Raw genomic sequence first — 15,040 nt, 5'->3', positions numbered from 1 at the left:
CGGGAAAGGCGGAAATCAGCGCCTCTTTTCCCGACCCCGTTCTCAAGCGTAGGTGTTGATCTGCGTGCCCTGCACGCCTTCGGTGGCCAGTGCGGGAGGCGGAGCGACGGCCTGCAGCAGCTGCAGCGTCGCCGAGGACTGCGCGTCCAGCGCCTTCTTCAGGATCGTGGCCTGTTTTTCATGCTCGACATTCGCCTGCTGCATCTGCACGGCGACATTGACCAGGCTACTGACTGCAACGTCCATGACAACTCCTTACGGGGCGAAGCGCTCGAGGATACATCACAAATGTCCTCATTGCCGAAGGCTCGCCGGCACCTGGACTGAAAGCAAAAGCACCGCAGCGAGACGACGGTCAGCCCGAACGCCGGCACCGGGCGATGGTACGCACGCGCGGCAAGGCGCCGTGGATGCCGGGCCGTCCGGCCCAGACCATGGCGCTCGTGCAAGCCCCGCTGAAGTATGCTCCTTGTTCCAGACTTCCCGGTGTTCGCGGGTTCCCATGATCGGCTCCTTGCTGTTGATCGGAGCCTGATTCTTGAACTCGTGGCGGCCGGCGGCTATCGGGGAAGATGCCCAGAGCTTACTGCCGGGCAACTTCTGCCGCCCGATGTGCAGGATTGGATCTCTCGGTCTTCGCTACCGGTTCGCCCTTGCGGCAGCGTATCCATACGGATACACTGCCGCCATGAACACCTTCCTGCGTACGGACGAGTTCGACGCCTGGCTTGCAGGCTTGAAAGACAACGTGGCACGAGCCCGCATCATCCACCGTATCCGCTCTGCTGAACACGGCAATTTCGGTGACTGCGAGCCGGTGGGTGAGGGCGTTTCGGAAATGCGCATCCACGTCGGCCCTGGGTACCGCGCTTACTACACGCGACGTGGAGCAGTGATCTATCTGCTTCTGCTGGGCGGGGATAAGTCGTCGCAAAAGCGCGACATCAAGCGCGCCATCGAGATGGCGCGGACTTTGGACAAGGAGTGAACGATGGTCAAGACTGCCACCTTTGACGCTGCCGACTACCTGAACGATGAGGAAACCATCGCAGAGTATCTGACGGCCGCCCTGGAAGACCCGAACCCTGATGTCTTCCTAAGTGCCGTCCGCGACGTAGCGCGCGCCCGTGGCATGGCGCAGCTCGCCAAGGATGCTGGTCTTGGCCGTGAGAGCCTCTACAAAGCGCTCACGCCCGGCGCGAAGCCACGCTATGACACCGTGCTCAAACTGCTTCATGCGCTGGGCGTGAAGATTTCCGCGACACCAGCGCATTCGTGAGCCTTGCGGTGACGGGCATGTACCTGTGCAATCCGTTTGGGTAGGTCTGCATAGGCGGGTTTCCGGGCACGAGCTTGGGTGGGGATGGGGTCACCCTCTCCGCATGGGAGTCGGGGCTGAGCTTGTCGAAACCTGTCCGAAGGCACTGCCAGGAAACGCCCTTCGACGGGCTCAGGGCGGACGGGAGTGGCGGTTCTCTCGGTTGGCTGTGTAAGGGCATCGGGCTTTCTTCGCTCAGGGCGAACGACGTTGCCTGGCGTCCGCGAAGATCACGCCTGCGCCGCGGCTGCGGTTCCTTGGTCTACTGCACCGCGACGTCTATACTGCGTTTAAACACACGGAGCAGAGATACCATGACCGAAGCCATTCTTGCCATCAAGCACTGGGGCAACAGCCTCGGCGTACGCCTGCCCGCCGCAGTAGCGCGAGAGGCTCATCTCGATGCCGATCAGCAGGTCCGGATCACCGTCGAAGAGGGCCGCGTGGTGATCACACCCATCGTGCAGGAGAGCCTGAGTCTCGAACAGCGCCTTGCAGGCTTTGACCCGACACGGCACGGCGGCGAGGCGATGGCCAGCCCGAGCGTCGGGGCCGAGCGGTGGTGAGCGCGCGCGGCAAGGCGCCATGGGTGCCGGACCGCGGGGAGATCATCTGGATCGACTGCAACCCGCAGGCCGGCCGCGAGATGCGCGACCGGCATCCCTTTCTGGTGCTGTCGCCCCGCGCCTTCAATGACCGTACATCGCTGGTCATCGGCATGCCGATGACAACCGCGGAGTACAACGCCGACAATCCGTTCGCGGTTGCGGCCGGCTTAGCGGGCGGGCGCCGCGCCGGCAAGACCAGCTACGTCCTGTGCCACCAGCCGAAGTCCTTCGACTGGCGGATGCGGGATGCGGCGCCGCACCCGATGAAGCGACTGCCGGATGCGCAGTTCCGCGAGGCGTGCGCGGTGCTGAACCAGATCGTTCAGTTCGCGTAAGGGCTGCGGCGGCATCAGTTTCTTGTGGAAGCCACCCGCTCAGCCTGGTGGCCGACCCTGCCCCGACCCGTACCCCGACTGGATAAATCCGCCACCGTGGCCCGCGCCGTGTGCAGTTTCCGGTAGCTGTCGATCAGGCGCTGGTGCCGGTCGAGCCCTTCCAGTTTCATGCTCGTTGGGGTCAGGCCGAAGAAGCGCACGCTGCCGTTTACCGAGCCGATCACCGCTTCCATCCGCGGGTTGCCGAACATCCGGCGGAAATTGGCCTCGTAGTCGTCCAGTTCCAGGTCGTCGTCCAGCAGCACCTCCAGCACCGCATTCAGGGCCTGATAGAACAGTCCGCGCTCAAGCGTGTTCTCGTTGTATTGCAGGAAGGCTTCCACCCGCTCCTTCGCCGCTTCGAACTGCTGCAGGGAGAGATGGATCAGCAGCTTCAATTCCAGAATCGTCAGCTGGCCCCAGGCCGTGTTCTCGTCGAACTCGATGCCGATCAGGGTAATGATGTCGGTGTAATCATCGAGCTCACTGTGTTCCAGCCGTTCAAGCAGCGCCTCCAGACCGGCATCGTCCAGTCGATGCAGGTTCAGGATATCGGCACGGAACGACAAGGCCTTGTTGGTGTTGTCCCAGATCAGGTCGTCCACCGGATAGATCTCCGAGTACCCCGGTACCAGGATGCGGCAGGCCGTTGCGCCGAGCTGGTCATGCACCGCCATGTACACTTCCTTGCCCATATCTTCGAGGATGCCGAACAGGGTTGCGGCTTCCACGATGTTGGAATTCTCTCCGTGGCCGGAAAAGTCCCACTCGACAAAATCGAAGTCGGCTTTGGCACTGAAGAAACGCCACGACACCACGCCGCTGGAATCGATGAAATGCTCGACGAAGTTGTTCGGCTCGGTGACCGCGTTGCTCTCAAATGTGGGCGGGGGCAGATCGTTCAGGCCTTCGAAACTGCGCCCCTGCAGCAACTCGGTCAGGCTGCGTTCCAGCGCCACCTCCAGGCTCGGGTGCGCCCCGAACGAGGCAAACACGCCGCCGGTGCGCGGGTTCATCAAGGTGACGCACATCACCGGATACGCCCCGCCCAGCGACGCATCCTTGACCAGCACCGGAAAGCCCTGGCGCTCCAGTTCTTCAATGCCGGCGACGATGCCGGGATATTTCGCCAGCACCTCGGGCGGCACGTCGGGCAGGGCGAGCTCGCCTTCCAGAATTTCGCGCTTGACCGCGCGCTCGAAGATTTCCGACAGGCATTGCACCTGCGCTTCGGCCAGCGTGTTGCCGGCACTCATGCCATTGCTGAGATACAGGTTGTCGATCAGGTTGGTGGGGAAATACACCACCGCGCCGTCCGACTGACGCACATAGGGCAGCGCACAGATGCCGCGCTGGATATTGCCGGAGTTGGTGTCGTACAGATGCGAGCCGCGCAACTCGCCCTCGGGGTTGTAGATCTGCAGGCAGTACGCGTCGAGAATTTCCGCCGGCAGCGCATCGCCGGGGCCGGGCTTGAACCAGCGCTCGTTCGGGTAATGCACGAACGCCGCGTCGGCGATGTCCTCGCCCCAGAACTGGTCGTTGTAGAAGTGATTGCAATTCAGCCGCTCGATATATTCGCCCAAGGCCGACGCCAGCGCGCTTTCCTTGCTCGCGCCCTTGCCGTTGGTGAAACACATCGGCGAATGCGCATCGCGAATATGCAGCGACCACACGTTGGGCACGAGATTGCGCCACGAGGCGATCTCGATCTTGATGCCCAGGTCCGCCAGGACCCCCGACATGTTGGCGATGGTCTGCTCCAGCGGCAGGTCCTTGCCCGCAATGTAGGTGCTTGCTTCGGGTTCCGGATTCAGCGCCAGCAAGGCCTGGGCATCGGCATCCAGATTGTCCACCTCTTCGATCACGAACTCGGGCCCGGTCTGCACCACCCTTTTCACCGTGCAGCGCTCGACCGAGCGCAGGATGCCCTGGCGGTCGGCGGCGGAGAGATCCTCCGGCAGCTCGACCTGGATCTTGAAGATCTGCTTGTAGCGGTTCTCCGGATCGACGATGTTGTTCTGCGACAGGCGGATGTTATCGGTAGGAATATTGCGCGTTTCGCAGTAGAGCTTCACGAAGTAAGCCGCGCACAGTGCCGACGAAGCCAGAAAGTAGTCGAACGGACCCGGCGCCGAGCCGTCGCCCTTGTAGCGGACAGGCTGGTCGGCCACCACCGTGAAGTCATCGAATCTGGCTTCAAGACGAAGCTTGTCGAGAAAATTAACCTTGATTTCCATAGGAGAATCCTGAAATGGCGTTCAAACCGGGTTGGCCGCCATTGTCGCCGTTTTCTCGCGCTCCCGGGGCGTGGCCGCGGGAGCTTCATCGGCCGTAACGCCGACCTCAGGGACGCGTACCTCCGCCCCTGAGGTTGCGGGCGCTGGACGACTTCACGGCTTGATGTTCTGGTTCATGTGAAACACGTTCTGCGGGTCGTACCGGCGCTTTATCTCCCTGAGCCGCTCGTAGTTTTCGCCATACGCCGCGGCGACGCGCTCGCCTTCGTCCTCCGTCATGAAGTTCACGTAGGCGCCACCGGATGCATAGGGTGCGGAGGCGCGGAAAAGGTCGCGCGCCCACCGGATGCACTCCGCATCCTGCGCGGAGTGGTCCCAGCGCGCGTGCACGTTCATTACGAACTTCGCGTCGCGCGCGAGATACGCCGTCGCGTTCCGCGCAACCCGGTTCGGCGCACCCGCGAGGTGGCCGATGAAGATCTCGCACTGCGGCGAGGGCAGCCTGCCCGCGTACTCGATCTTCGTGCCGAGGGCCGCGTCGCTCAGTTCAGTGAAGTTGTGGGATTTCCAGTAATTCCGCGCCCCGGGCGCGAGCAGCGGGTCGAACGCCTTCTGCCAGTCGACGTACGGCATCTCGCCGACATGCGCGCCGTGCGCCGCGCCAAGCACGTGCAGCGGTGCGGCCACCGCTTCCGCTTGCGACACGTCGCCACAATACGCGAGCGCGACGACGACGACCTTCGTCCCGTGCACGTCGGCCGGAAGGAATGGCAACGGTGGCGCATGGCGCAGCACGATCCACGCCGTCAGTTCCTCCGGCGCACCCGCGACGAAATCGCGGTAGCGCGTCAGCACCTGCTTGGCCTGCGCAAACGGATAGACGATCAGGCCGGCGACGATGTTCGGGCCGAGCGGACTCAATTCGAACTCGTAGCGCGTAACGACGCCAAAATTTCCGCCGCCGCCGCGCAGCGCCCAGAACAGGTCTGCATTCTCGCTCGCGCTCGCACACAGCTTCTCGCCGTCTGCGGTAATGACTTCTGCGGACCGCAGTGCGTCGATCGTCAGCCCGTACTTGCGCGTCAGCCAGCCGAAGCCGCCGCCGAGCGTAAGCCCCGAAATCCCGGTCGTCGAGTTGATGCCCACCGGCACGACGAGACCATGGCGCTGCACAGCCGCGTCGAAGTCGGCGAGCGTCGCCCCGGGCTCGACGGCCGCGCTCCGGCGCGCCGCATCGACGCGGACCGCGCGCATCGCGGAAAAGTCGATGACGAGCCCGCCATCGGCAATCGAATTGCCCGCGATGTGATGCCCGCCGCCGCGGACCGAGATCGTCAGCCCGCACCCGCGCGCAAATGCGATCGCTGGGGCGACGTCGTCCGCGCTCGCGCACTGCACGATCGCGGCGGGGCGCCGGTCGACCATTCCGTTCCAGACTTTCCGTAGTTCATCGAATTCGGGGGCGTCCGGGCAGACCACCCGGCCGGTGACGGCGGCCGCGAGCGGCGCGGCCTGTTCCTTGGATAACGCATTCATCCGTATCTCCTCTGCCGGCGTCGGCAACAGTTGTGCGAAGCCGGCACGACTGGCGTGCGGCCGCCATCGAACGGAGATTGCCGCGCGGGGGCGGAAGAAAGGGATCCGGATCCGGGGGGTGCCCGTCGGGGCGACCGGGTTTGCGGGGCGCGAACGCGCGCGCCTCACGACCGCAGTCTAGGAAAATCTCTGCGGAAAATCACGACCGCCGTCACTGCGTTTTGGAGGAGAAGAACGCATCGCGCAGGACAAGCCTATCGCCGCTTCGCCAAAGGTGGCTGGCTCGACCTCTGACCGGCGCGGGAGATGTGAAAAAGGCGCTGATTCCTTCATGAAATCAGCGCCTTTCGGTATCTGGCGCGCCCGAGACGATTCGAACGTCCGCCTTCGGAGTCTAGCCCAGTCTACCGGCGCCTCCAGGTCTTCCTTGGTCACAATCGGCTTTATTCATTATCTACAAGGCTTTCGTCAGGCATCCGGCGAAATTTGACAAACCATCCGGCCACGATCTAACCCTAGTAAATACAAAAAATATGGTTAAAATGTAAACGTAACATGGTCCTACCTAGACGACCCCTACCCTCACGCGAGGGATTAAACCTAAGTAGCTTGGGTTAATTGCTATAATGCCTACTATCCTGCGACTCGCCAGCGCCCGGGTTGTGATCTATCCGAACGATCACCGCCCCGCCCACGTCCATGTGATCGGGGGTGGATGCGAGGCAGTTTTCAAGCTTCGTTGTCCCGACGGGCCGCCCGAGCTGCGTGAGAACTTCGGCTTCACCCGAAAGGACCTGAGCGAATTCAGCGCCGCCCTGACGAAGGCGTTGGGCAAGCTGTGTGATGAATGGGAGCACCTTCATGACGATTTCTGAGACCGAATTCGAGCGGGCCAACCGCCGCGGACAAGACCGCCGCGCAAAAGGCCCCGTGGCGACCGAGGCGCATTTTGATGCGCTTCGTGGCCGCGTCGTGATCGTGCTGAGCTCCGGGCTGGAGGTGTCGTTCGAGCCTCGCTTGGCCGAGGGCCTCGGCCAAGCTGCACCGCAAGCGCTGAGCGAAATCGAGATCAGCCCCTCAGGGCTCGGCCTGCACTTCCCGCAGCTCGATGCCGACCTCTACCTGCCTGCCCTGCTTGAAGGCATGCTCGGCTCCCGCCGCTGGATGAGCGCAGAAGCAGGGCGAGCCGGGGGACGCCAGACCTCGGAAGCCAAGGCGGCCGCGGCGCGCGCCAACGGACGGCTTGGAGGGCGGCCGCGCAAGGCCACGACAACGTAGTCGAGAGGGCGCCAGCCCCCTCACACCGCATACTGACCGTCCCAGCTCGGCGCCTCACGGATATGACCCAATCAAGCGCGACCTCCCCTGCACTGCCGGCGATGGAGCACATCACCCTCCCTTTCGCCGAGATACTCGGGCTGGACGCAGACCTTGCAGCGTTCATGGAGCAGCACTGGGTGGTTCCGGACTTCGGTTTTGCGGTTCGCCATCACGATCGAGCACTCCTGGAACTCGCTTACGCGATGAACCCGATGACCGTGATCCGGCGCAAGGAGGGCTACGATGTCCTGGGCGCAGGTCGTGCGTACTGGCTCGCGCAGCAGCTGTACGGCCCGGAGGATGCCGTGGTGGTGCTCCGGATCAAAAGCGGCCGTCTGCGTAAGGCGCAAAAGCTCCAGATCCTGGCGGCTGACCTGATCATCCATCACGCCCTGGCCCGCACGCGCCCGCATCTTCCACACCAGCTCTATTGCCTGCATCAGGCAATCGCCGACGCTGGCTTCATTGCGATCGCGGAAACCGATCCCAAGACGAAGACATACGGCCCTGCCAGCGCCAAGCGCTTTGCCATCGCCACGGGCTACAGCCTGGATGCAGTCCTGCCGCGACAGAAGCGACAGGGGTTCGATGAACCCGACAGCGAACCCGCTCTGTGAAGTTCAGCGCCCCCGTCCAGGCCCCAGCGCACCAGAGTCTGATCGCGGCCTGTACCGATGCCGGGTTCGATCCGATGGCGCTGCGCCGGCTGCTCTGGCTCATCAATGCCCACCCTGATTTGGTCGCGCACGCGCAAGTTTTCGAGCATGTGGGGGCGTTGCTCGCATCGGCGCAATCGATGCCCGGCATTTTTCGTGAGCAAGCGCTGCTGGACGAATTGCCTCAATGGATCGAGCTGTGCCGTTGGATCAGCGAGCGACGCTCCGCGCTCTCCCAAGCCCCCGCACTGGCGCTCCTGGACCGCAAACCCCAGCACGAGCACGACCATCCGCTGTTGCGTCACGGCGTATCACGTCACGGCCTCGTCGCTGCATTATGGAATTGCCATCATGCAGCGCTCGACTACCCACCGGATGAGCGCCGTCCGATCGCCGCGCTCCGGTATTTTCAGCTTCAGCTGCAAACCCTCGCGAGTTACATGCAGGCTCGCTTTACCTATGACCAGACCCGGGCGGGGACTGGATACGCCGGACTCGAGCACTTCGAACACTACGACGGCCCGCGCGAATGGCCGATCGCGCCGTCCCCCACCTCGGATGTCGGGCTCGCGATTCGCGAACTGAGCCTGGCTGAGCATGACCAAGTCGTGTCGCTTCTGCCGGAGGCGCAAACGGCGCAGGACTATGCGAAAGCCATGGCTGACATCGACCTCTCAGCCTGGGAGGGCGCGGACGGCAAACCCGACCGGATCGGTCGTTACCTCGGCTCCCTCAAACGCTACTTCGCGCGATACGCCAACCTGTTGACGCAGGGTGTCGTGTTCCGGCTGTACCGTCGCGCACGCTCCGAACGCTACAACACGGGCGGGCGACAGCGTCGGCCCGGATATGTGAATCTGCCTGATGTCGCCGGCGTCTTTATGCAGCATCAGCAGGCACCCGACTTCGATGAAGATCTCGACGACTTTGCCCATTTTGAGGCGACGACGGTTTTTATCGACATCGGACTTGAAGAAGACGAAGAGACGAGCGCGCTGGAGGCCGCAGGGCTCTCGCCCGCCGAATCCCTTGAGCCGACGTTTCAGCTTTATGCCAGCCAGGAAATCGGCACCAAGCTCGCTGAGTTGCGCAGACAGCAGCTTGCAATCGAGACGCAAGCACAGCCGCTGCCTTTCTTTTATGCGACACCCACCCCGGTTGAACTGCGCACGCTCCATAGGCTTCTATTGCGGCGCGTCGAGCGTCACTTGGCCGGAAACGCAAAAAACCGGGCCCAAGCAAGGCTTGAGTGTATCGGCGCGCTGATCCTGCTCACGATGCTTGCGCTCGGCCAACCCCTGCGCCGGGTGCGGGAGTTGCGATTCGAGGTGATGGAACCCTCTGAGCAACTGTCGCTAAGAACTGAACACACCACGCTCATTCTCAACGCAGGAGCAGGGCTCGGTGCCGCCCTGGGCGCACCTGCGGTGCTCACTAGAGGGTTCTGGATTCCAGCCATCGGGCCCAGCTACAAGACCGATTTGCCCGAGGCACTGAGCAAGATGCAAGAGCCACCATTGGCCCCCGGTTTGTTGCTACCCGACTGCTTGGGTATCGGCGTCCTGCTAACACGCTTTCTGGGAAGCGAGCATCGAACGAACAAGCGCGTGTTCGGCATCGAACCGAGCACTGCAAAGCAGGCGGTGATGCAGCTGCTCAGCGCGCCTGGGCTCGAGCGACTCACACCCATGCGCGTCTCCCGCACATTGCCAACCCTTCTGCGCAACCTCGGGGCCGATGCCCCTGCCACGTGGCTGCTCTGCGCGGAGACCGACCGCGGCGATGAGCCGCGCATGTTCTATACCCAATATCGTGTCGATACGCTCATTCGCTTGCACGGGCGCGCCAGTCATCGACTCGCACGGCAGCTCGGCATTACACCCGCAACCGCCTTGCCACGCGTGCCCGCTGAGGCCATCACGAGCGATCAGGGAATGAGGGTCGGCGCCCGGTTCGTCGCACCGCTCGGGGTCGTCCATGACCTGCTCAGGACCCTCAGCGCCGAGATCCGCACCTCCCGCCGCACGCCGCTGTTTGGCGCACTGCTCGTTGCGTATCACGCGAGTTACACCCTCTACACATGGCTCTACGCGGCCCTCTCGACTAGCATGCGCGCGCTGACGAGCCCGCGCGCGAATACGCTCTTTCTCGCGGGCAAAGATGACGCGGTGCATGCATTCGACGCGGCACTGTCAGACAAGGATGACGAACGCAGCAGCCGCGCACGGCTGGCAATCGTTGATGCGTCGCTGTGCCTTCAGTTGCAGAACTACCGCGACCATGTCGATAACCTGCTCCAGCGGCTGCAGCCGCAGATCGATCGCAAACAGGCTGCTGACTGGCAGCCCTTCGTCGTGCTCGATGAACGCCGCCGGCTCGCGCCGCTGACGCCCACGTGGGTCGCCGGTCAGCTTGCCGCGCGTGGCGCGCCACTGCCGGCCAACTTCCATCGCGCATTTCTGCGCACGCAGCTTCTCGCCCGCGGCGTCACCGGCGAGGTGATCGACGCGTTCTTGGGACATTTCAACGAAGGCGAGTCCCCGTTTGGGAGGTTCTCAAGTTTTGACTACGGCTTGCATCGCGCCCAGCTGATTCCGGCCTTGCAGTCCCTGCACGAGACGCTCGAGCTCGTTCCGATCAAGAGCCGACTCCTTCACCACCTCGACCGGCGGGGTTAGTCGATGAACCGGGATGCAACGCTGGAGACGGCGTGGTCGGATACGGAACGGAGCCTGTCACCGCGCACGCGCCAGCGGATGCCCGGGCTCAAGCGATTCCTGGCGCAGCTTGAAAATCCGCACGCACGCCTGTTGAGCGGTCGCGAGTCGCAAGACGATACCGCCGCGCCCGACTTAGCAAGCGCGCGAACGCTCGAGGCGCGAATTGTTCAACATATCCGCACACAAGAGCTGCAAAGCGCTGAGGCGGCCGACTGGCTGCGCATCCTGTATCTGGTCATCCGGAATCTGCAAGCTGCGGGGGTGATCGTCGCCGAGACACGACTACCGGCGGCCCTGCCCAGCACGCCCAGCCCGTTTTCTGAACCGAGCATGGCCGCCGCGGCGCGCACCGCGGCATGGCGCGAAGCACTTCATCGCGGGATCGAATCACTCGGTAGCAACCCGATTGATCCCCTTCAAGTCTGGGGCGCAACCCTCCTTTCGGCGGTCTTGCACGGCGCGCTGCTCGATTCAGTCAAGCTCAACCGGCTGATCGAACACATCAGCCAAGGCGGCCGGTTCCACGGCACCGTCCCCCGCTGCTACCTCGAGTTCGACCTCCCCCACCAGGGACTCGGGAACCTGCATCTGCAGCGCTGGTTTCCGGATGCACTGACCGCGCTTCTGCTCATCCGCCTCATCGAGCGTCAGGCCGGCGTGGCGGCTTCAGCGCCACCCTCTGCTCTGAAGGCTCAGGTCGCTATCCGGCGCTTCCTCACCGCGCAAGGCCTCTCGCGCGAACGACAGCCGACCGGGGTCAAGGACCTGATCGAATCCGCCAGCACCTGGTGGCGGGCTCATGCGTCCTCGCTCGACGTCGGCGTGATGACACGCGCGCTCCCAGCGCATGCGATTCACCGCCGAAGCTGGCAGCGGATTTTTGGCGCTTCGCAGTCCTCACTCGCGGCGCGGCTGCGATCCAGCGCCTACGTCTCACCCGAAGACGCAGACGCCGACTACGCGGACCTGCTAGAGAATCTGTCGATAATGTATCCGTGGCTCGAGCCTGCGCTGGCCGCTCTGGAAACCGATCAGCACTCGACCGCCCTCGCGGCCATCACTGCCCTGATGGCGCGTCACCCGCACGAGCCACTCGCCCGTTGCTATCTCGGTTTCATCCAGTTCCTCGTCGACGGCAACAGCGCGACCGGAAAGCCGCTGGCCCTATCAACGATTCGTCACCGGGTGACCGAATCTCTTCGCCGCTTGCTGTCTCACCTCGGGCCGGCCGATCCGACACGGATGCCGCTCGAGGACCTGCAAGCCCTCTACGCGGAGATCAGCAACGAGTGCGACATCGAGTCGGCCCGGCTCGCACTCAAGACGGGCCTGCGCGAGTTTCACGCTTACCTCGTGCGCAAACATGGCTTGTCCCACATCCAGCGGCTGGACCTCGTGCTCGGTGATGATGCCCATTTGATGCCGGTCGACGCCAACCTGGTCACCATCGACGAGTACTGGGCAGCGCAATCGTGCCTAGATCAGGAACTCGCCCGCGGGGTTGCACCCGACCTCGTGCGCATCGCCAAGCTCGTCCTGATGATGGCCTTTCGATTGGGCCTGCGTGCGATGGAGATCTTCGGGCTACGCATCGAGGACGTCCACCTGCACGGGCGCGGCCTCACGGTGCTGGTCCGCGACTATCCCGGCCATCGCCTCAAAACCGAGAACTCGAAACGGATCCTCCCCGCTCACGCCTTGCTTGCACCGGGCGAGCGCACGATGCTGAGAGCCTGGGTTCGCAGGCGACAAGCAGAAGATGCGGCCGCGGTCGAATCGGGGGTGACACGCTCCGCGTTGCTCCTGGCGAGCGTCAAGACGGGCCGCACCAGTGTGTCCTACGAGGGCATCTCGGACCGTGTCTATGCGGCGCTGCGCCGCGCAACCGGAGACCGGCTGCTGTTCATTCACCACTTGCGGCACGCGTTTGCGACGTGGACGATGCTGCGTCTTCGCGCACCCGATGCGCCCGAAATCCCGGAATTCTTCGCAGCGCACCCCGCCACCGCGCGCTGGCTTGCGAACGGGCGTCGAGCGCGCCTGCTGTTGCTCGGCCATGTCAGCGCGCCGAGCCGAGTGTATGGCTTTGCCGTCGCGCGGCTGCTCGGGCATTCGAGCCCCACCGTGTCGATGGGACACTATATCCATGGCACCGAGATCGTGATGGCCGCCCTCACCGATCGCGAACTGCGTGCGCTGCCCAACACTGTGCTCGCCGCCGCATCGGGTCTGCCCTTGAGCACGGCGATGCGCTACCTCGAGTCGTCTGCCCTGGCACTGGTCGCGCGCACGCTGGCGCGACTACCCCAGTTGCCGGCGCCCTTAGTCGAGGAACCCATCGAGCCGACGGCGCCCATGGTGCCTGCCCCCTGCCAGCGTCCCCGAGGGCGCCCCAAGGCACCGCCACCCCACCTGAGCGCGCACTGGCTTGCACTCGACAAGGTCCGGGCCGTCCTGCATCTGGCCGCGTTGCCCGACCTCTCACAGGCCCAGATTGCCGAGCAGTTGCAGATGGCGCCAGCCGCTGTGGCCTCGATCCTCGCACAAGCACCGGTCTATGCCCCCTTGCTGGGGCTCGCGCTCACGGACACGAACGTGCCCAAGCTGCCCCGGCCGCGCTTGCCAGCCGAGCTCGCGTTTCTGGCCAGTTTCGAAGCGCGTCTGGCGGTGCTCGCACGCAAATCACCGGCGTTGTGCCGTGCTGGCCTGCAACTTCACCTGAAGCACTTCAATCGCCAGAAGCATGATGTCGTGTTCACCGGGCCCCAGCATGGCGATGCGCTCGCAAGCTATATCCAGTTCCTGGGCGAACTCGGGATCAAGGAGTCGGAGTTTCAGTGCGTGCTGCGCACCCAGGACGGCCAAGCCCGTCCTCCGGCCTGGGTTCCTTCCACGCTCAAGGCTCAGCTTCCCGTACGCATCCGCCGCATCGGCCCACCCTCACTCGCCAAGGCGTCGAGCTACGCCAAGTGGCTGGGTATCCAGCTCACCGAGCCGAATGGTAGCGGGCTGGGTCACCTGGCTGGGATCGCCTGCATGCTGGGCACGCTCGCGCTTGAGACGACGCTCAGAGAGCCTTCTGATACCCATCACCAAGTGTGATAGTTCGGCGATGAATCGCGTCTTCAAAACTCGCCACTTCAGCCGCTGGATGCGAAAGACAGAACTGACTGACGAGGCCCTGTGTGGCGCAGTACGCGAGATGGCTCAGGGGCTGATCGACGCGGATCTCGGCGGTGGTTGCGATGACGACAAAGACGAAGGCTAAGAGCCGAATCCTGGAGGCTGTGCACGAGACGGCGGCGGATCTGAGCCGGTTGGGCTTTATCGACCAACGCAAGATGCGCAAATACGACGCGTTGTGTCTGGACCCGATTCCCGACTATGACGCCCAGAAGATTCGGTCCCTTCGCGACCGCTATCAGATCAGCCAGACCGTCCTGGCGTCGCTGCTCAACACGAGTCCGTCAGCGGTGCGCCAGTGGGAGTTGGGCGGCAAGCACCCCAGTGGTCCATCACAAAAACTGCTCAACCTGCTTGAGCGCAAAGGCCTTGAAGCATTGATCTGAAGGCCTTGCGATGATGCAAACGGGGGCGCGCTTTCGCCACGGCGTCGGCCGAGACTTGACTCAATCGGGCGTCTCTCCCTGTTCCGCAGGAATGAAGGGAATCAGGCCTTTCTCGTAGGCAAGGCGCTGCAGTTCGACCGGCGCGGTGCGAATGTCCATCATCAGGCCATTGACCTGCAGTATCCACACCATCGGGTTGTCTGCGAGGCGGCTGGGCAGGGTCCATTCGTGTGAAAACGGCCCCATCTTCAGCGCATCCCGGATCGCCTTCGACTTGTTCTGCCCGGTGCTCTCGGCGATCCCGAAGAACGCATAGATGGCCTCCGGCTTGCAGTGCGGCGTCTGAGAGGCATCGTCGAGAAAATTCACCCGGCCGACCGCATGCACGGCTGCCGCCGCCCAGACGCTCTCCTTGCCGCTCGACAGCGGCGAAGGACGCTTGCGGGCGAGCGCACCGACGACGCGGTGGATCATCTGACGATATTCCTCGTTGAGGTGCTGTGCGCAGAACGCGTCAGTCTGTGCGGTGATGGCGGCGAACTTCTCGGCCATCACTTTGGGGATTCGCTCGGATGTGACCATGGTGACTGCAAAGTGGGAGAGACGTCGCATTCTCACAGATTGACCGGTCCATACCAACGGGTCGGCACGGGCGGGGACCGAGGAGCAGAAACGTGGTCAGCAACGCGTCGTCCAGCG

General features: G+C 63.6%; 15 protein-coding genes. 11 read left to right on the top strand and 4 right to left on the bottom strand.

Going from position 1 to position 15,040, the window contains the following annotated elements; translation table 11 throughout:
- Positions 1-42 precede the first annotated feature (42 nt).
- Entirely contained in the window at positions 43-246 is a 204-nt protein-coding gene (locus Tchl_RS01090; RefSeq protein WP_075146762.1) for a putative motility protein, read from the bottom strand.
- Between the two features lie 442 nt (positions 247-688).
- Here Tchl_RS01090 and Tchl_RS01080 point away from each other — a divergent pair, with 442 nt between their 5' ends.
- The 4 genes from Tchl_RS01080 to Tchl_RS01065 all read left to right on the top strand — a co-directional run bounded on the left by Tchl_RS01080 (position 689) and on the right by Tchl_RS01065 (position 2,261).
- The gene (locus Tchl_RS01080) at positions 689-988 is read left to right on the top strand and encodes a type II toxin-antitoxin system RelE/ParE family toxin (RefSeq protein ID WP_075146760.1); all 300 of its coding nucleotides are present in this window, start codon (positions 689-691) and stop codon (positions 986-988) included.
- Positions 989-991: 3 nt separating this feature from the next.
- A complete protein-coding gene (locus tag Tchl_RS01075; RefSeq protein ID WP_075146759.1) occupies positions 992-1,279 on the top strand; it encodes an addiction module antidote protein in 288 nt (95 codons plus the stop codon).
- 353 nt (positions 1,280-1,632) lie between these two features.
- Positions 1,633-1,884 (top strand): AbrB/MazE/SpoVT family DNA-binding domain-containing protein, encoded by a 252-nt coding sequence (locus tag Tchl_RS01070; RefSeq protein ID WP_075146758.1) that lies wholly within the window; start codon positions 1,633-1,635, stop codon positions 1,882-1,884.
- Positions 1,881-2,261, top strand: coding sequence for a type II toxin-antitoxin system PemK/MazF family toxin (locus tag Tchl_RS01065; protein WP_198158976.1), 381 nt, complete (start codon positions 1,881-1,883; stop codon positions 2,259-2,261). Before Tchl_RS01070 ends, Tchl_RS01065 begins: the two co-directional genes overlap by 4 nt.
- Positions 2,262-2,275: 14 nt before the next feature.
- Here the strand turns inward: Tchl_RS01065 and Tchl_RS01060 are convergent, their stop codons facing one another.
- Both Tchl_RS01060 and Tchl_RS01055 read right to left on the bottom strand, forming a co-directional pair.
- Positions 2,276-4,540: an OsmC domain/YcaO domain-containing protein gene (locus Tchl_RS01060; protein WP_075146756.1), complete on the bottom strand. Its 2,265-nt coding sequence runs from the start codon at positions 4,538-4,540 to the stop codon at positions 2,276-2,278.
- Between the two features lie 153 nt (positions 4,541-4,693).
- The gene (locus tag Tchl_RS01055) at positions 4,694-6,076 is read right to left on the bottom strand and encodes an FAD-binding oxidoreductase (RefSeq protein ID WP_075146755.1); all 1,383 of its coding nucleotides are present in this window, start codon (positions 6,074-6,076) and stop codon (positions 4,694-4,696) included.
- A gap of 662 nt (positions 6,077-6,738) precedes the next feature.
- On the opposite strand from Tchl_RS01055, the gene Tchl_RS01050 reads away from it, so the two are divergent.
- The 7 genes from Tchl_RS01050 (at position 6,739) to Tchl_RS01020 (ending at position 14,341) form a co-directional block, all read left to right on the top strand.
- Positions 6,739-6,951, top strand: coding sequence for a DUF4160 domain-containing protein (locus tag Tchl_RS01050; RefSeq protein WP_232311631.1), 213 nt, complete (start codon positions 6,739-6,741; stop codon positions 6,949-6,951).
- Entirely contained in the window at positions 6,938-7,354 is a 417-nt protein-coding gene (locus Tchl_RS01045) for a DUF2442 domain-containing protein (RefSeq protein WP_075146753.1), read from the top strand. The genes Tchl_RS01050 and Tchl_RS01045 overlap by 14 nt, the downstream gene beginning before the upstream one ends.
- 101 nt (positions 7,355-7,455) lie before the next feature.
- Entirely contained in the window at positions 7,456-8,013 is a 558-nt protein-coding gene (locus tag Tchl_RS01040) for a hypothetical protein (RefSeq protein ID WP_075146752.1), read from the top strand.
- The gene (locus Tchl_RS01035) at positions 8,010-10,730 is read left to right on the top strand and encodes a hypothetical protein (protein ID WP_075146751.1); all 2,721 of its coding nucleotides are present in this window, start codon (positions 8,010-8,012) and stop codon (positions 10,728-10,730) included. The genes Tchl_RS01040 and Tchl_RS01035 overlap by 4 nt, the downstream gene beginning before the upstream one ends.
- 3 nt (positions 10,731-10,733) lie before the next feature.
- Entirely contained in the window at positions 10,734-13,874 is a 3,141-nt protein-coding gene (locus Tchl_RS01030; protein WP_083945084.1) for a site-specific integrase, read from the top strand.
- Entirely contained in the window at positions 13,771-14,040 is a 270-nt protein-coding gene (locus tag Tchl_RS18315; RefSeq protein ID WP_332307142.1) for a type II toxin-antitoxin system RelE/ParE family toxin, read from the top strand. Before Tchl_RS01030 ends, Tchl_RS18315 begins: the two co-directional genes overlap by 104 nt.
- The gene (locus Tchl_RS01020; RefSeq protein ID WP_075146749.1) at positions 14,018-14,341 is read left to right on the top strand and encodes a helix-turn-helix domain-containing protein; all 324 of its coding nucleotides are present in this window, start codon (positions 14,018-14,020) and stop codon (positions 14,339-14,341) included. The genes Tchl_RS18315 and Tchl_RS01020 overlap by 23 nt, the downstream gene beginning before the upstream one ends.
- Positions 14,342-14,401: 60 nt before the next feature.
- Here the strand turns inward: Tchl_RS01020 and Tchl_RS01015 are convergent, their stop codons facing one another.
- Positions 14,402-14,893: a DUF6398 domain-containing protein gene (locus tag Tchl_RS01015; protein WP_083945083.1), complete on the bottom strand. Its 492-nt coding sequence runs from the start codon at positions 14,891-14,893 to the stop codon at positions 14,402-14,404.
- Positions 14,894-15,040 lie beyond the last annotated feature (147 nt).

The organism is Thauera chlorobenzoica (assembly GCF_001922305.1).
Lineage (GTDB): Bacteria > Pseudomonadota > Gammaproteobacteria > Burkholderiales > Rhodocyclaceae > Thauera > Thauera chlorobenzoica.
The sequence above is the reverse complement of the archived record's forward strand: the minus strand, read 5'-3'. Positions and strand labels throughout refer to the sequence as shown.